The organism is Bacteroides sp. AM07-18, from assembly GCF_003602695.1.
GTDB lineage: Bacteria > Bacteroidota > Bacteroidia > Bacteroidales > Bacteroidaceae > Bacteroides > Bacteroides uniformis.
The window spans coordinates 559,337-576,520 of the sequence record NZ_QTLM01000001.1 but is presented as its reverse complement, the minus strand read 5'-3'; the positions used below and the strand labels follow the sequence as shown (position 1 = coordinate 576,520).

General features: G+C 46.3%; 17 protein-coding genes. 6 read left to right on the top strand and 11 right to left on the bottom strand.

Annotation, left to right across the window (positions count from 1 at the left end):
* Nucleotides 1-5 precede the first annotated feature (5 nt).
* The 6 genes from DW096_RS02670 to DW096_RS02645 all read right to left on the bottom strand — a co-directional run bounded on the left by DW096_RS02670 (nucleotide 6) and on the right by DW096_RS02645 (nucleotide 6,721).
* Entirely contained in the window at nucleotides 6-1,109 is a 1,104-nt protein-coding gene (locus DW096_RS02670; RefSeq protein ID WP_118274940.1) for an efflux RND transporter periplasmic adaptor subunit, read from the bottom strand.
* 25 nt (nucleotides 1,110-1,134) lie between these two features.
* Nucleotides 1,135-2,568: an efflux transporter outer membrane subunit gene (locus DW096_RS02665; protein ID WP_035448557.1), complete on the bottom strand. Its 1,434-nt coding sequence runs from the start codon at nucleotides 2,566-2,568 to the stop codon at nucleotides 1,135-1,137.
* Nucleotides 2,569-2,661: 93 nt separating this feature from the next.
* Nucleotides 2,662-3,444, bottom strand: coding sequence for a porin family protein (locus DW096_RS02660; RefSeq protein ID WP_035449279.1), 783 nt, complete (start codon nucleotides 3,442-3,444; stop codon nucleotides 2,662-2,664).
* Nucleotides 3,445-3,469: 25 nt separating this feature from the next.
* Nucleotides 3,470-4,636, bottom strand: a complete 1,167-nt coding sequence (locus tag DW096_RS02655) for a PCMD domain-containing protein (RefSeq protein WP_005827802.1) — start codon at nucleotides 4,634-4,636, stop codon at nucleotides 3,470-3,472.
* 145 nt (nucleotides 4,637-4,781) lie between these two features.
* The gene (locus DW096_RS02650; protein WP_005827804.1) at nucleotides 4,782-5,621 is read right to left on the bottom strand and encodes a zinc ribbon domain-containing protein; all 840 of its coding nucleotides are present in this window, start codon (nucleotides 5,619-5,621) and stop codon (nucleotides 4,782-4,784) included.
* Nucleotides 5,622-5,626: 5 nt separating this feature from the next.
* Entirely contained in the window at nucleotides 5,627-6,721 is a 1,095-nt protein-coding gene (locus DW096_RS02645; RefSeq protein ID WP_118930746.1) for a Nif3-like dinuclear metal center hexameric protein, read from the bottom strand.
* Between the two features lie 188 nt (nucleotides 6,722-6,909).
* Between DW096_RS02645 and DW096_RS02640 the strand changes: the two genes are divergently transcribed.
* The gene (locus tag DW096_RS02640; RefSeq protein ID WP_057281052.1) at nucleotides 6,910-7,686 is read left to right on the top strand and encodes a DUF4377 domain-containing protein; all 777 of its coding nucleotides are present in this window, start codon (nucleotides 6,910-6,912) and stop codon (nucleotides 7,684-7,686) included.
* A gap of 24 nt (nucleotides 7,687-7,710) precedes the next feature.
* On the top strand, nucleotides 7,711-8,121 hold the full coding sequence (locus tag DW096_RS02635) for a DUF4891 domain-containing protein (RefSeq protein ID WP_025836045.1): 411 nt from the start codon (nucleotides 7,711-7,713) through the stop codon (nucleotides 8,119-8,121).
* A 2-nt stretch (nucleotides 8,122-8,123) separates the two neighbouring features.
* On the opposite strand, the gene DW096_RS02630 is transcribed toward DW096_RS02635, so the two are convergent.
* Together DW096_RS02630 and DW096_RS02625 are read right to left on the bottom strand one after the other, a co-directional pair.
* A complete protein-coding gene (locus tag DW096_RS02630) occupies nucleotides 8,124-8,933 on the bottom strand; it encodes an ABC transporter permease (protein WP_005827813.1) in 810 nt (269 codons plus the stop codon).
* An 11-nt stretch (nucleotides 8,934-8,944) separates the two neighbouring features.
* Nucleotides 8,945-9,568: an ATP-binding cassette domain-containing protein gene (locus DW096_RS02625; RefSeq protein WP_005827815.1), complete on the bottom strand. Its 624-nt coding sequence runs from the start codon at nucleotides 9,566-9,568 to the stop codon at nucleotides 8,945-8,947.
* A gap of 92 nt (nucleotides 9,569-9,660) precedes the next feature.
* Here DW096_RS02625 and DW096_RS02620 point away from each other — a divergent pair, with 92 nt between their 5' ends.
* The 3 genes from DW096_RS02620 to DW096_RS02610 all read left to right on the top strand — a co-directional run bounded on the left by DW096_RS02620 (nucleotide 9,661) and on the right by DW096_RS02610 (nucleotide 12,379).
* Nucleotides 9,661-10,197 (top strand): ferredoxin domain-containing protein, encoded by a 537-nt coding sequence (locus tag DW096_RS02620; protein WP_005827817.1) that lies wholly within the window; start codon nucleotides 9,661-9,663, stop codon nucleotides 10,195-10,197.
* Between the two features lie 138 nt (nucleotides 10,198-10,335).
* Entirely contained in the window at nucleotides 10,336-11,451 is a 1,116-nt protein-coding gene (locus DW096_RS02615; protein ID WP_005837171.1) for an agmatine deiminase family protein, read from the top strand.
* A 40-nt stretch (nucleotides 11,452-11,491) separates the two neighbouring features.
* Nucleotides 11,492-12,379, top strand: a complete 888-nt coding sequence (locus tag DW096_RS02610; protein WP_057281053.1) for a carbon-nitrogen hydrolase — start codon at nucleotides 11,492-11,494, stop codon at nucleotides 12,377-12,379.
* Between the two features lie 26 nt (nucleotides 12,380-12,405).
* Here DW096_RS02610 and DW096_RS02605 read toward each other — a convergent pair whose 3' ends face one another.
* The 3 genes from DW096_RS02605 to DW096_RS02595 form a co-directional block, all read right to left on the bottom strand.
* Nucleotides 12,406-12,786, bottom strand: a complete 381-nt coding sequence (locus tag DW096_RS02605) for a GtrA family protein (protein ID WP_005827823.1) — start codon at nucleotides 12,784-12,786, stop codon at nucleotides 12,406-12,408.
* A 21-nt stretch (nucleotides 12,787-12,807) separates the two neighbouring features.
* Nucleotides 12,808-14,565 carry an aspartate--tRNA ligase gene (aspS, locus tag DW096_RS02600; protein ID WP_005837170.1) on the bottom strand — a complete coding sequence of 586 codons (1,758 nt, stop codon included), beginning with the start codon at nucleotides 14,563-14,565 and terminating at the stop codon, nucleotides 12,808-12,810.
* 131 nt (nucleotides 14,566-14,696) lie between these two features.
* Nucleotides 14,697-15,740, bottom strand: a complete 1,044-nt coding sequence (locus DW096_RS02595) for a diacylglycerol kinase family protein (protein WP_005827827.1) — start codon at nucleotides 15,738-15,740, stop codon at nucleotides 14,697-14,699.
* A 207-nt stretch (nucleotides 15,741-15,947) separates the two neighbouring features.
* Here DW096_RS02595 and DW096_RS02585 point away from each other — a divergent pair, with 207 nt between their 5' ends.
* Entirely contained in the window at nucleotides 15,948-17,135 is a 1,188-nt protein-coding gene (locus tag DW096_RS02585; protein WP_005837169.1) for a pyridoxal phosphate-dependent aminotransferase family protein, read from the top strand.
* Nucleotides 17,136-17,184: the final 49 nt, after the last annotated feature.

Genomic DNA, 17,184 nt, shown 5'->3' with positions numbered 1-17,184 from the left:
TCATATTAGTTGTCGATGGGATGTACTTTCATTCCATCCCTTACCTTCATCAGCGCTTTGGTGACGTAGCGTTCCCGGGGAGTGATGCCTGCCCTTATCTGGCGTAGGCTGTCCCCTATCAGTTGTCCGGTTTCTATATGGCGGTAGCGCACTATATTCGAATCGTTGACTACGTATATGTATTTCCCCAGCTGGTCGGTGCCGATGGAGGCATCCGGCAGCAGGATGGCCTGCTGTTGCTCTCCGTAGGGCAAGATGATGCTGACGTAGAGGCCGCTTTTCAGAAGTCCTTTAGGATTGTCGAGACGGGCGCGGATGTTCAGAGTTCCGGTGTTCAAGTCTACGTTGGGCGAAAGATAATCCAGTTGTGCAGGATAAGTGAGAAGCCCGTCTTTGCCCAGGCTGACGGTTACTTGCCGGGGAATGCTGTCCCCTTGCTGCATCAGCATGGAGAGCCATTGGTTGTCTGCCACGTTGAAGTAGGTGTACAGATGGTCGTCCTTGTAGATGGTTGCCAGTGTGACGGGCTGCACGCTGCCGCCTACATAGCTTCCGGCATCCACCAGGTTACGGCTTACAGTGCCGTCGAAGGGGGCACGGACGGTGCAGTAGCTCAGATTGGTGCGTGCCGTGTTCAGGGCTGCTTCCGCATTGCTCACTGCAGCCTGCGAGGTTGCCACGTTGGATTGTGCTTGCAGCACTTGTATACGGCTTACAGCATCGCTTTTCACGGCCTCCTGCATACGTGTGTAGTTGTTTTGGGCGTATTCCAGGTTGGCGCGGGCAGTGTTGAGTTCTGCTTCTGCCTGCCGCACATTGTCTTGATAGACTGTCGGTTCGATGACAAAAAGCACTTGTCCCTGGCGTACCCGGCTGCCGGGAGCGTAAGCGATGGTCTGTAAGGTTCCGCTGACTCTGCCTACCAGGTCTACGGTCTTTTCAGAAGTCAGGTAGCCCGGATATTCTTTTGTCAGCGTGATGTTCTGCACTGTCGGACGGGCCACGCTTATCTCGGGAATGGGCATCGTTTGTGCCGTTTCTTTCCTTCCCCCGCATCCCGTTGCCAGCAATGGCAGGATGAGCAGGGTGATGTACATTTGATTTTTCATATACGGTTCGGTTTAGTTTATATTCTTATTTCTGATTCATTTCATATCCGCCTCCCAATGCCTGGTATAAGGCTATCAGATGCAGCAAGGAGCTGCCTTGTGCCTGCACCAGCTGATTTTCGTATGTCAGGAGTGAGCGTAGTGCGTCCAGTACGTTCTGGAAGGGAGTAAGTCCTTGTTTGTACAAATCGAGGGAGAGTTTCAGAGTTTCTTCTCCCTGGTTGCATACTTCGCGCATGGCAACAATCTGTTGGATGGAGTTGCGATAGGAGTTCATGGCATTATCCGTTTCCTGCACGGCGGTAAGCACTGTCTGGTTGAACTGGTGAATGGATTCATCGAGCTGGGCACGTGCCAGACGGGTGGCATTCACCAGTTTGGTACCGCTGAATAAGGTCCAGCTGATGCTTGGAGCAATTTCAAACGTCATACTGTTCCGTTTAGTCAAGTCCTTCAAGTCATGGGAGGAATAGCCGATGGAACCTTTTAGGAACACTTGCGGCAGCCAGTCACTTTGAGATGCGCCGAGTGTTGCCGCCTGCGCGTTGACTTGGCGTTCGGCTTGCCGTATATCGGGGCGGCGGAGCAGCAGGTCGGCAGGAACACCGATGCCTATGGGTTCCATATAGTCGGGCAGTTTGCTGGGCTTCTCCAATATGGGGCGGATATGCTGGGGGTAAGTACCGAGTAAGATTGCGAGCGTCGTGATGTATTGGTTGATGCCTGCCTCCAGTTGTGGGATGGAGGCTTTGGTACTGTAATATACGGATTTGGCTTGTGAAACGTCCAGTTTGGACACCAGTCCGGTTTTGTAGCGTACTTCGGTAATGTTAAGTACGGCTGCCTGGGTATGGCAATTGTGGGTCACTACACTTAGCTCTTGCTGCAGTTCGCGGAGTCCGATGTAGGCAGAAGCTATCTGGGCACAGAGGGATACCATGACAGAGGTATATTCCTCCTTGCTTGCCATGAAGGTTTCCCGCTGTGCCTTTACCCGTTGGCGGATACTTCCGAATACGTCCAGCTCCCAACTGGCGTTGAGCGAGGCGCTGTATGCACCGGTAATGGATTGCGGAAGTGCGTTGACATTGCCGCTGCTTTGCTGCCGTGCCCATCCTCCGTCCAATGAGATGGAAGGGAAAAAGCTGCCGCGTTCTATCCGCAGATTGGATTTAGCCATATCCATACGGTCCATGGCAGAAAGTACGGAATAGTTTTGAGTGGAGGCTACCGTAATCAATGAATCCAGCATCGGGTCATCGAAGGCTTTCCACCACTTGTCGTCAATGGGTGGTATTTGTCCGCTGAACAGATTGTCATCTCCGGGAATGGCATGGGAGGCGTCCTTTCCCCAGCCTTGTGGGAGTGGTTTCTCAAGATAGCGGTTGGCTTTCTGTGCCATAGCCGCAGGACATAGGCATAATATGAGCAACGCAGTGCTCCAAACTTTTATATTCATAAATAAAGGTTTAGGTGGTTATCTTTTTATGGGATTGATAACAACCTAAACCTTTATTTGTTTATGAGTATTTACTCGGTATACCCGAGTATCTTAGAAGGCATACCCGAAACCCACATTCAAGTAGATGGGATACATGGCAAAGGTAATTGTATTGAAATCTTTCTTGAAAATATCATTCAATCCCCATGTAAGGTCGGCAAATACACTCAGATGTTTGAAGGCACGCCAGTCTACACCAGCTTGCACGCCCCAGGCAAACTTGCGCAAATCATCCGAAAAGTCGTAAGTGGCAATGGCACCGTCGGAGAAGTTGACTTTCTTTCCGGTAGGATTACCTTCACGCAGATAACCTTCATATACATATCCGGAGAATTCCTCATCCATCAGGTAGGATACATATGCACCTGCTTTGGCTCGCAATCGTGAGTTGACTTTATATGCTCCAAGTACGGGGACAGTAATGTAGGCATTGCGTACTTTGGTTTTTACTCCTCCCGTCCAGTTACCTTTCAAGCGGTTACCGTCATTTCCTATGATTTCCATGCCATAGTTCTTTACTGTCGCTTTGGTAATCATATTTTTGGTTTCCAGTCTTACCCCGGTTATTACTCCCCATTTTTTAGTTTTTCCTAACCACTTGATGGCATTTCCTTCCAGCATAAGAGCTAAAGTAGGATTGTAGGCATCGATACTCCGTATTTCTACGGGCAATGGAAGCGGGGAAGTACCACCGATGCTGACACCGGCCCTTATCTCATATTCCCATCCGTGCAGGGCAGCGTTTATAAGCGTACGATTCTGATTCTCTTGAGCGTATAGGGCGGTTTGCATGTAAACTGCCAATGCGATAAATGCTACTATTTTCTTTATCATGTTGTATTCCAATTCTACAGGGTTCTTATTCGAAAATCAGTTCCACATCATCCACTAAAAGGGTACTTCCGGGCGCACCCTCGAAAGTTGCACCGTTCTTGCTGGATGCAAAAATGATACTTAGTTTATATTTTCCTTTTGCCAGTTTGGTTTCATCTATTTCTTTTCCATATCTCTGATAGTCAAAAGGAATGTCGAAAGCTTCCCAATCATCGGTTTCGTGGGGATTGGATATTAGAGCTAAAGCTACCATACTGGGATGTTCATAGTTCTGGTTTGGCAGATTTCCATCCAATATTACTTCCGTAACTTCTCCTGCTTCGTTGTAACTTTCGCCTTCATAAAAGATTGCATAGATGTTCATCACATCTTTACGGTCGGTGTATCCACCGTTTTCATAAAAACGTTCACCGGCTTTGTACTTGTACCAACCTTTTAGACGTGAGGGCTTATAACAGAAAGGAGTGCCGAAATGTGTGGCTTTCAATGGGCTGGTGAGAGCATTCGTCATATCAAACTCACCGATAAACAAATTTCCAGCAGCTATCGGCATACCTACCATTGCTCCCAGAGAGCCGGTAAGCCGAGTTTCTAATTTGGCACACTTTCCGTTTTTACCATTGTCATATTGTGACGTAGGGTAATTTTCAGTAGCTGATGAACTGGCTGCCCAGTTGAATCCTTCATTTCCACTGGCCCATGTCAGTTCCAATCCGTCTTGTTCTTCATAGAACTCCTGATATTTGTATTTGGGGTTAATTCCATTGATAAGTCGTATGTCTTCAAAATGGAATTCATTTGGGATGTCTGATACCGATTGTTCGCGTACACCGATGGAATATACTCGCTGCCAAGCCTTGTTCTCGGAAGTTACGGTATACTTTACCCTTTTTCCGTCAGAGAAATCGTGTTCACTACCACTTTCCGGACTAATGGTAGCGCCCGGCGTCAACTCAAACAGGGGGGATAGTTTGTTTAAAGGAGTGCCCTCTTTTACTTTTACTAATATGGGGTAGGCCTGCAGATTATCATTGTAAGACGGATTTAAATTGAAACGAGCGCTTGCCAGTACATCTTCTTCAAAAGAGATGCCTGTTATATCAGCTTCAGCATTGGGTGCTTCATCTTTTATGCACGATGCCATCAATATTCCGAAAAGTGAATAGAGTATGAATAATTTGTTTAGTCTCATGCTTTTTAATTTAATTCTATTAATTTTTCAAGCAACAAAACTACTTCTTTTTTCTCTAATAGCAGGTTTTTATGAGCTTATTTAACAAAAAAACGGCAATAGGTGCTTTACTATTGCCGTTTTATATATAGAAAATGTTCTATTTTTAATTATCTGAGCCGATATGTACGATTTTTCTTTTGGCTCTTACTGGCTTTTCCTTTACAACTTCCACTTTCTGTTCAGGAGTTATACCTGCTAATTCCGGGTCAATCATGATACGGCCACAATATTCGCAAACGATAATTTTCTTGCGTGAGCGGATGTCCAATTGTCTCTGGGGCGGAATCTTGTTGAAGCAACCACCGCAAGCATCACGCTGTACGTATACAATACCCAGTCCATTGCGTGAATTCTTACGGATACGTTTGAAGGACTGAAGCAGACGGGGTTCAATCTTTGTTTCCAGTTCTTTGGCTTTGTCTCTCAGCTTCTCTTCCTCTTGTTTGGTCTCGGAGATGATTTCGTCCAGTTCGCTCTTCTTTACGTCGAGGTCTTTTTGTCTTTCTTCCAGAGCAGCAGTGCTTTCTGCTACTTCTTGAGATTTTTCTTCCTCTTGTGCGGCAAATTCCTTGATACGCTTTTCGCAGAGTTCGATTTCCAATGTCTGGAATTCGATTTCCTTGCTTAAGAAGTCATATTCGCGGTTGTTGCGTACGTTGTCCTGCTGGTCTTTATATTTAGCTACAGAAGCCTTTGCGGTTTCAATTTCAACTTTCTTTCCTGCAATGGAGGATTTCAACTCGGCAACTTCTGCCTTGATTCTGTCTATACGGGTACTCAGACCGGCTATTTCGTCTTCCAAGTCCTGTACTTCCAGTGGAAGTTCACCTCTCAACGTCTTGATTTCATCGATTTTGGACAGCATTGTCTGCAATTGGAACAAAGCTTTCAACTTCTGTTCTACGGTTAATTCCTGAGGATCTTTTTTTGCTTCTTTAGCCATTTTACTTACATGTATTTTATGGGGTTTGTATTCACTTTGGTCATCTGAACCTCAAAATGAGGAAACAAATCCCGGATTATTGTATAAAATATTTCTTTCGTATATTGCTCACTTTCATAATGCCCTATTTCAGCCAATAATATATCGGTATCATGTCCGAAATAGTCATGGTATTTTATCTCGCCGGTGATAAAGACATCTGCACGGTTGCGGATGGCAAGCGGCATTAGGAAAGCGCCGGCGCCGCCACATAATGCAACAGTCTGTATTTCCCGCCCGAGGAGTTTGTTATGTCTGAGACACCCCACTTCAAAGGTTTTCTTTATCCGTTTCAGGAATTCAAGTTCTGTCTCCGGTACTTCCAATTCGCCAATGACACCGGATCCGGCTTGTGGCCATGAGTTTTGCAAGGGATAAATATCATAGACCGGTTCTTCATATGGATGTGCCGCAAGCAGTGCCTTGACAGTTGCCGCTTTTTTGTAGGCGGGTATGATTGTCTCAATACGTACTTCACGTTCGGTATGCAGCTCCCCTATCGCTCCACAGTATGGGGTGGCACCTTCCCGGGCTCGGAATGTCCCCTCGCCTTCCATGTTATAACTGCACAAATCATAGTTGCCGATATTGCCGCATCCGGCGTCGAACAAGGCTTTCCTCACGTCTTCCGCTTGGGCGGTCGGTACAAATGTGGTCAGCTTTACCAGCGCATTTTCCTTGGCTTCCAGGATACGGACATTCTTCAAACCGATTTTCTCGGCAATCTTGAAGTTCACTCCTCCCGGTGCATTATCCAGGTTAGTGTGCGCAGCATAAACAACGATGTCATTCTTGATGGCTTTCAAGATACAACGTTCCACATAATCCCTGCCCGTGATGGATTTATACCCTTTGAAAATGAGAGGGTGATGTGATATAACCACATTATATCCCAATGCAATGGCTTCATCCAGTACAGCTTCAGTAACGTCAAGACACAACAAAGCCCCTGTTGCTTCCGCATCTGTCAATCCGATTTGCAGGCCGGCATTATCAAATCCGTCTTGCAATGGCAGAGGCGCGAACCGTTCAAGGGCGCTTACTAATTCCTTAATTTTCATTGTGAACAGAAAATTTGGTTGCAAATATAGTAAAAAGCAATGGATTGAGAATGTTTTTTATTCTTTTTATAAAATATCAGTAACAAATTTGAGTAATAGACGGTTTTCTTCCAACAAAAACTCTTATCGAAAAATGTTTTATCACGAAAAAGACTATCTTTGCGAGCGATTATTATAAAACTAAATCTATGAAAACTAAAAAACTATTCGGAATTTTATCGCTCTTGATTATAATTGGTGTGACCTCTTGTAACAGTGATACTCCACAAGACAATGTAGAAAACATTAAAATGAAGGTCTCTTCCGAGATTGGCACTTACCAGCCTTGGGGAAGTGATCATTTCATTGATTGTATGTTGGTAAAGGAGGAAGGTAAAAATGAATATGAAGCGTTGGACTTTTTAGGAATTGCCGGGTTTGATTATAGCAAGGGGTATGAATACACCTTATTGGTGAAAAAAACAACTTTGCTCAACCCTCCCGCCGATGCCAGTAATATTGCATACGAACTGGTCGAGGTGTTATCAAAAGTCAGAGTAGCATATGAATATACAATAGAGGTTGATGGACCCAATCCTTTTATTCTTTCTCCTGATGGAGGAAAATATGAGATTCCTTTTGCATGCAAAAGAAAAAAATATGTAGCAGGCGAGTTTACTGAAGAAGAATATGCTCCTTTAAAAGGATTGAGATATAATATGGGGACCAATTATGGAACCTATACAAGCATTATAAAAGATGGTGATACAGTTGGATTATATAAGTTTGTAATCGAGGGTATTGAGCCTTATAATATGGAAGGAACTCCCTGGTGGTATTATGGTATTTATCCTGCTGATGCAGATTTTTTCTCTGAAACAGAGCCGGAACCTATCTACAAACAATTGTTTGAACAACCGCAAACGGAAGGTGAAGAACATTTTATATATCCGATAATATATGCTTCATCGGGTACGTTTGATTAGTTGGACACATTATTCTCCTTTATTATGAAAACATTACTTGTTTTGTTTCTTTTCCTTTTATCGTTATTGTCTTGTCAGGATACGAACCGTTCCGGTAAAGATGTATCTGAGGATATGGAGGAGCCGGTAGATACTACTCCCAAGGCTACGGCTATCTTTTGGGTAGACAAGGATAAAGATTATCAGGCTAAGAAAAAAGACGGTCCTCTTTCTCTACGCACCGTCAAGGCAAGGGTAGAGATTGATTCGCTGGGAAAAGTTAATCTGCTGGCATATACCAAGCCGCAAAGTCAACGCATCAAAAGTTACCTGCAGTATAGGCTTGAAGTATTCCGTGTAAAGAAAGTGATGTTGGACAGCGGCTTTGTGAAACCGGGCGTACAATATGTGCAGCTACGCTATCTCCCCGGAAAACTGGATGCCCACCGCCGTTGAAGTTATTTATGCTCCTTTTTTCCTTTCTTCTCTACCATCACCGGCAGTAGCTTGCCGTAGGCATCGAACGACTTGCGGGAAGCCAGAGAGATTGTAATCATCAGTGACAGCATGGAGGCGGTAAAGGTGATGACCATAATCATCATCTGATATTTGATGGCCACATTCGGGCTGCTGCCACCCAATATCTGGCCAATCATGGTTCCCGGAAAAGCAACCAGCCCCATCACGGATATATTGGCAATCAGCGGACTGAAGGATTTGATGATGGCTTGGCGGATGAAAGGTGCCTGTGCTTCCGCTTTTGTAGCACCATTGCCGAGAAGATACCGGTAAAGCTGTTGTTCCCGTTTCAGTCCACTATAATAGGTGTTGAGGGCTATGACGTTACTGGATAGCATGTTGCCCATCAGTATGCCGAAAATAGGGATGAAATACCGGGCGCTGAATACGTTTTCTACTCTCAGTACTATTCCGATAAAGTACAAGCCTACACATACTACACTGCATAAGAAACCTGCGGATATGGGCAGGAGCAGAATCTTCCTCTTCAATTGTGTTCGTGCCAATGCCGTCTGCGATGCTACAAATATCATGACAATTACCCATAGAAAGTTTATCCACGGGTTATCCCATAAAAAGAGGTAGTTCAAGTATATGCCGATGAAGAACAACTGGACAATCATGCGTGCCGTACCTATCACAGTAGCGCGCAACAGTCCGGTCTTGAACTTCCAGATGTAAAACAGCGGTATTAATAATAGCAATAATCCGATGCCCAGGCTGAGGTATGATATATCTATGGTTCCCAATAGTGTGTATGTTATTTCATGATTATATGTCGGTCACATCCGTTGGCGAATCTTTTGTCATGGGATACGGTCAGTATGGCACTTCCATTTTCTGTCTGCCTGCGGAAGAAAGAGAGTACTTTTTCCGCGGAACCGGAGTCGAGAGCGGAAGTCGGTTCATCGACAATGGTCAGTGGTTTGCCAATCATTGAGGCTACGGCTATCATCATCCGTTGGCGTTGGCCTCCGGATATTTCGTTCACCCGTTTGTAATATAACTCTTGTTCCAGACCCAAATCCTCGAAACATGCAAATAAACGGGTTTCAGAAAAGGGTGTACCCCGGTTTGCCTTTAAACCGAAGGGCAATTGTACCATGTCCTTTACCCATTCCAGCGGCAATGCCAGTTCTTGTGGAATCCATGCAGTCTGCTTACGGACAACGTCGACGTTTCCTTTATCCAGCAGAATGCCGTTCAAGACGATGCGTCCTTCTTTTAACGGAGTAAATCCAAGTATGGCATTCAGCAGTGACGACTTTCCGCATCCCGAAGGGCCGGAGATACTGGCTATCTCTCCCCTTTCCAATTGCAGGTTGAAACCCGAGAAAAGTATATCGTTGCCGTAGGCGATACTGGCATTTTCTATTTGCAGCATGGTGTTCCTTTAATCTTTCTGTATCGCAAAGATAGTGCAAAAAAATATTTGTGCTATCTTTGACGCACTAATTAATTCAGGAAAGAAAGACTATGATACAGAATGAACGGGATTGCCGCCACGAACATGTGCTTGACGTGGCAAGGCAAATGCTGACTGCTGCGCGCACGGCACCGAAAGGAAAAGGTATTGATGTGATTGAAGCTGCGCTGGTTACGGGTGAAGACATTAAGAAGCTGTCTGAAAAGATGGTCGCTATGGTTGAAGAGCACGGTATGAAGTTCTTTCTCCGTGATGCGGACAACATTTTGCAGGCTGAATGTGTAATTATAATAGGTACGCGCGAGCAGACGCAAGGTTTGAATTGCGGACACTGCGGTTTTCCCACTTGTGCCGGTCGTCCGGAGGGAGTACCTTGTGCTTTGAATACGGTGGATGTAGGGATAGCTGTAGGTTCGGCTTGTGCCATGGCTGCCGATTTGAGGGTGGATACCCGTGTCATGTTTTCTGCCGGACTTGCCGCTCAGCGTTTGGATTGGCTGAAAGGATGCAAGACTGTCTTTGCCATTCCGGTGAGTGCATCCTCCAAGAATCCATTCTTCGACCGGAAACCGAAGGAAGATAAGTGATAATTGACGAGTAGAGGTTTACAATCATAGAGTAGAGGTTTAGAAGTCTGAAGTAGAGGTTTGGCAATTCTAAACCTAAGGTTTATTCTCCCTCTCTCTGCTAACTTAAAAAGTAACGAATTAGAAAAGATAAATAATATGGGATATTTTGTAGGACTGCCGCTGGGTGGTGCCGCAGAGAAGGACTGTCAGGTGCGTTTTGGCAAGAATATGACTTTTCAGGTAGAGACACGTGCTCCCCACTTGCCTGCCGAATGGGCTTTGCAAAGCGGCATACAGCTTACATGGCCCCATGCGGGTACAGACTGGACCTATATGTTGGACGAAGTGCAGGAATGTTTTGTAGCCATTGCCCACGAAATAGCCGCCCGGGAGACATTGCTGATTGTAACCCCAGAACCGGATGAGGTGAAGAAACAGATTCTCGGCAGGGTGAATATGGAAAATGTCCGTTTCCTGAAGTGTGAGACGAATGATACTTGGGCACGCGACCATGGAGCCATCACCCTACTGGATGCTGACGGTGTATCTCTGCTCGACTTTAAGTTCAACGGGTGGGGATTGAAGTTTGCATCCGATAAGGATAATTTGATTACGCGTCGTGCGGTGGAGTCGGAAGTGATGAAAGGAAAGTATGTAAATCGCTTGGGGTTTGTCCTTGAAGGCGGTTCCATCGAAAGTGACGGCATGGGTACGTTGCTCACCACCTCCGAATGCCTGCTTTCGCCTAACCGGAACGGACAGATGAACCGGGTGGAAATTGAGGAATATCTTCGTTCCGTTTTTCACCTGCAACGTGTTCTTTGGCTGGACCACGGTTATTTGGCAGGTGACGATACGGACAGTCATATAGACACGCTGGCCCGTTTCTGCCCTGCCGACACGATAGCCTATGTACAATGCAAGGATGCGGATGATGAGCATTACGAAGAACTGCATCGCATGGAGGAGCAACTGAAGACTTTCCGTACGTTGAAGGGGGAACCTTACCGTTTGCTGGCTTTGCCCATGGCCGATAAGATAGAAGAGGAAGGGGAACGGCTTCCTGCCACTTACGCTAATTTCTTGATTCTGAATGATGCAGTGCTTTACCCCACCTATCGCCAGCCGGAGAATGATGCCCGCGCGGGGGAAGTGTTGCGGGAGGCTTTTCCCGGTTATGAAATTATCGGGATAGATTGCCGTGCTTTGATTAAGCAACACGGCTCTTTGCATTGTGTTACCATGCAATATCCTGTAGGGGTGTTGAAGTAATGTCGATTATACATAGTAAAACAATAAACCATAGAATAAGATGACAAGAAAAATAAAAGTAGGTATTATCCAGCAGGCCAATACCAAGGACCTCAGGACTAATTTAATGAATTTGGCCAAAAGTATAGAGGCATGTGCGGCGCATGGGGCTCAATTGGTTGTTTTGCAGGAGCTGCATAACTCTCTGTATTTCTGTCAGACGGAAAACACGCAGTTGTTCGAATTGGCAGAACCGATTCCCGGTCCTTCTACGGGATTCTATTCAGAGTTGGCTGCTGCCAACGATATTGTGCTGGTCACTTCTCTGTTCGAGAAACGCGCTCCCGGATTGTATCATAACACAGCGGTTGTTTTTGAACGTGACGGCAGCATTGCCGGGAAATACCGGAAGATGCATATTCCTGATGACCCCGCCTATTATGAGAAATTCTATTTTACTCCCGGTGATATAGGCTTCGAACCTATTCAGACATCTTTGGGCAAATTGGGAGTTTTGGTGTGCTGGGACCAATGGTATCCGGAAGCAGCACGTCTGATGGCGCTGAAGGGAGCTGAAATACTGATATATCCTACGGCTATCGGTTGGGAAAGCAGTGATACGGATGATGAAAAGGCGCGTCAGCTCAATGCTTGGATTATCTCCCAGCGTGGACATGCTGTGGCCAACGGCTTGCCGGTGGTTTCAGTGAATCGCGTGGGACATGAGCCGGATCCTTCCATGCAGACCAATGGTATCTTGTTTTGGGGAAATAGTTTTGTGGCCGGACCGCAAGGCGAGTTCCTGGCCCAAGCAGGAAACGAACGGCCGGAAAATATCGTTGTAGAGGTGGACTTGGAACGTTCGGAAAATGTACGCCGTTGGTGGCCTTTCCTGCGCGACCGCAGAATTGATGCCTATGCCGGATTGACAAAACGATTTCTTGACTGATAACGACGGGGATCTCTGGGGGAGAACTAACGGAATGTCACCCGTTTGTTCATTAGGAAATTGACACTTCCGTAGATGAATAATCCCAGGAACTGGGCAAGGTATTCGTTGCAGTCCAGTCCCTCCACCAGCCCTATGAGGAAAAGGAATTGCGCTCCGTAAGCCATTCCGAAAGCTATAGAAAAGAGCAGCACTTGTCGCCAAGTGTTGCTCTTTTTTTCTGTAGGGAATATCCAGTACTTGCACCAGATGAAGTTGTGTATCTGTGCAAGTATATATGCGGTTACATTGGAGAGCATATAGTTGATGTCCAGTTCGTCCATCATTACCCAAACGGTAACAGCCATAATCAAGGCATTCAGCGTGCCGATTACCGCAAAACGAAAAATGCGTGCAGACTCTTTCACTCTCCTACTCCGTACCTGCTTTTACTCTTTCACTTCAACAATCAGATTCAGTTCATCCAGCTGCTTCTGGTCAATAGCCGAAGGTGCATCCAGCATTACATCGCGTCCACTGTTGTTCTTGGGGAATGCAATGCAGTCGCGGATACTGTCGAGACCTGCGAAGATGCTGACCCAACGGTCCAGACCGTATGCCAGACCACCGTGAGGAGGTGCACCGTATTTGAAGGCATTCATCAGGAAGCCGAACTGCTCCTGAGCCTTCTCCGGAGTGAATCCGAGAATCTCGAACATTTTTGCCTGCAACTGTGCATCGTGGATACGGATGGAACCTCCACCCACTTCAATACCGTTGCACACCATGTCGTATGCATCTGCACGGACAGCTGCCGGGTCTGTATCCAGCAAAGGAATATCTTCGTCTTTCGGATGGGTGAACGGGTGGTGCATAGCCATCAGGCGGCCTTCTTCATCGCTCCACTCAAACATCGGGAAGTCAACCACCCAAAGGCAGACGAACTTGTTCTTGTCGCGCAATCCCAGTTGGTTACCCATTTCAAGGCGCAACTCGTTCAGTTGCTTGCGGGTCTTCATGGCGTCGTCACCGCTCAGAATCAGAATCAGGTCACCCGGCTTGGCGTTGAAAGCAGCCTTCATTTCCTGCAATACTTCCTGCGCATAGAACTTGTCGACACTTGATTTTACGTTGCCGTCTGCCTCTACGCGCGCGTATACCATACCTTTGGCACCGATTTGCGGTCTTTTCACGAATTCGGTCAGTGCATCCAGCTGTTTGCGTGTATAGTGTGCGGCGCCTTCTGCGCAGATACCGCCGATGTAGGCGGCATTGTCGAATACCGGGAATCCGTGTCCCTTCATGATGTCCATCAGTTCCACGAACTTCATGCCGAAACGGAGGTCGGGCTTGTCGCTGCCGTAATATTTCATGGCGTCTGCCCATGGCATGCGCATGAACGGCTCGTTCATCTCTACGCCACGGATTTCCTTGAACAGATATTTGGCCATGCCTTCGAAGAGGTTGATGACGTCATCCTGCTCCACAAAAGACATTTCGCAGTCAATCTGTGTGAATTCCGGCTGGCGGTCAGCACGCAGGTCTTCGTCACGGAAGCATTTGGCTATCTGGAAGTAACGGTCGAAACCGGAAACCATCAACAACTGTTTCAGAGTCTGCGGGCTTTGAGGCAAGGCATAGAATTGTCCCGGGTTCATGCGTGAAGGAACGACGAAATCGCGTGCACCTTCGGGTGTGGAGCCTACCAGAATCGGAGTTTCCACTTCGATGAATCCCTGGCTGTCCAGGTATTTGCGTACTTCAATTGTCATTTTATGGCGAAGCTCCAGATTGCTGCGTACATTGGCACGGCGCAGGTCTAGATAACGGTACTTCATGCGGATATCGTCGCCACCGTCCGTATTTTCCTCGATGGTGAAGGGAGGGGTCAGCGATGAGTTCAGAACATCCAGTTCCGATACGATGATTTCAATGTCTCCCGTCGGGATATGCTGGTTTTTGCTGAAACGTTCGTTGACGGTACCCTTAACCTGGATTACGAATTCACGGCCCAAGCGGTTGGCACGCTCGCAAAGTTCGGCATTCACCTCTTCGTTGAACACTAATTGGGTAATTCCGTAACGGTCGCGGAGGTCAATGAAAGTCATGCCTCCCATCTTACGGCTGCGCTGTACCCAACCTGCCAGCGTCACTTGCTTGTTAACATCGGAGATACGGAGTTCTCCGCAGGTGTGTGATCTATACATCTTTTTATTTACTGTTTGACGATTTACTTATTTACTATTTTGAACATGCAAAAATACATAAAACATATTATATGGCGCATCAAAAGGGGAAAGTTATTTTCAGAAACTCCTTTAGTACCTTTTTTACAACATTACATTTTTGTCAGTTTCTTGAATTGCCTTTTGCCTTTATCCAGTATCATCTTGTTTTTATGGGCGATGTCCTCCACAAAAGCATCATTAATTTGTTTCAGTCCGTTGATATAGTCTTGTGCCCGCTGCAAGACATTCGAAGTGTCTTTTTCCGCATCCCGGGGGACAATGACCTGCAGTCCTTTCTTCATAATCTTTACATCTACATTCTCTCCCATCATCATCGGGTCGCCGTCAAAGTGGACTACCCCCGGTTTAGAACGGTGAATACGGAGTGTCTGGCAACGGAACGTCTTAATCCGGCTGTTCTGGTCAATGGTCTTGTTGAAGAGCTGGAAAGAGAGCGACGGTACATCGAGCACAGTGAACGGCTCGAGTATGGTGACGTCCAGCAGTCCGTCGTTCAAGGTGGCTTGTGGGGCAATATACGCATTGTTTCCATATTGCGATGCGTTTCCGCAGGCTATCAGGAACGCCTTGTATCGCAGGGTGCTGCCGTCCATTTCCAGTTCATAGGTTTCCGGACGGTACTTCAGGCTTTCGAGCAGAGTCTTTTCCAGATAAGTGAGTGGTCCTCTCCTTCCCGCCTTGGAGAATTGCAGGCTTACAAATGCGTCGAATCCCACGCCGCAGGTGCAGAAGAAAGGCACATCGTTGATTTTTCCGTAGTCAATGATGTCTATCAGTCCGTCATTGATGATGTCGATGGCCTTTTTCGGCTCCATCGGAATCTGCAGATGGCGGGCAAGTCCGTTGCCGGAACCGCAGGGAATGATGCCCAAAGCGGTTTTTGTATGTACCAGTGAGCGGGCTATCTCATTGATGGTGCCGTCTCCTCCTATGGCGATGACGGCATGTGCATCTTCTTGTGCCTTCTGTGCCGCTATCTCTACGGCATGGCCTGCCCGTTCGGTATAAATCACTTCTTGTGCATACCTTTCCTTATCCAGTTTTTCATCGAGCCACTTCAGTATCTGCTCCTTACTCTGAGTGCCGGATATGGGGTTTATGATGAATGCTATTTTCTTCTTGTTTTCGTTCATGCAAGGGTTGTTGCTATGCAGGTTTTCCAACTGGCAAAAGTAATATAAATATCTGAAAAATTAACCACATAATTCTTTTTAAAATAAGTATAAGTAGTTTTTTTAATGTAAATAGAACATATACCGACATATTTTGCTATCTTTGCCCCCTGTTTTTTAAGACTTGTATTTAATAGAATTAAATATTCATTATATAAAAGATATTTCATGGGTTTACTACAAGACAAATTTGCGAAATACGACCTGCCGCAGCAGTTTATGGCGAAAGGCGTATATCCTTATTTCCGCACAATTAACAGCCATCAGGATACAGAGGTAATGATGGATGGTAAAAAGGTTCTGATGTTCGGCTCTAATGCATATATGGGACTGACATATGACAAGCGTATCATTGATGCCTCGATAGCTGCCACAGAAAAATATGGCACCGGTTGTGCAGGTTCCCGCTTTCTGAACGGAACACTCGATATACATGTTGAACTGGAGAAGGAATTGGCTGAATTCGTAGGAAAAGATGAAGCACTCTGTTTTTCTACCGGATTTACTGTAAACGAAGGTATTATTCCTGCCGTTGTAGGCCGTGGGGATTATATTATTTGTGATGACCGTGACCACGCTTCCATTGTAGATGGCCGCCGTCTTGCATTTGCCACTCAGTTGAAGTACAAGCATAACGATATGGAGGCTTTGGAAAAAGAACTCCAGAAATGCGAACCGGATGCTGTAAAGCTGATTGTTGTGGATGGAGTATTTTCCATGGAAGGTGACTTGGCCAATCTGCCCGAAATTGTCCGCCTGAAGAAGAAATACAATGCCAGCATTTACGTGGACGAAGCTCACGGCTTGGGTGTATTCGGAAAACAAGGCCGTGGTGTGTGCGACCATTTCGGTGTTACCGAAGATGTAGACCTGATTATGGGTACATTCAGCAAGTCATTGGCTTCCATCGGTGGTTTTGTTGCTGGAGACAAGGCGGTAATCAATTGGCTGCGCCACAATGCCCGTTCCTATATATTCCAGGCAAGTAGCACACCTGCTGCTACGGCTGCAGCCCGCGAGGCGCTTCACATCATCAAGTCCGAACCTGAACGCATCCAACGTCTGTGGGACATCACTAACTATGCCTTGAAGAAGTTCCGCGATGCAGGCTTCGAAATCGGTGAGACAGAATCTCCTATCATTCCTCTCTATGTGCGTGATACAGAGAAGACATTTATAGTAACGAAGCTGGCTTTTGACGAAGGTATCTTCATCAACCCCGTTATTCCACCTGCATGTGCTCCACAAGATACACTGGTGCGTGTAGCGTTGATGGCTACCCATACGGTCGAACAAGTGGATTATGCTGTAGAAAAATTGACTAAATGTTTCAAGGAATTGGGTATCATCAAGTAAACTTGATTTAAACAGATATTCGGAAAACCGTTTAATAATGATTAGGCGG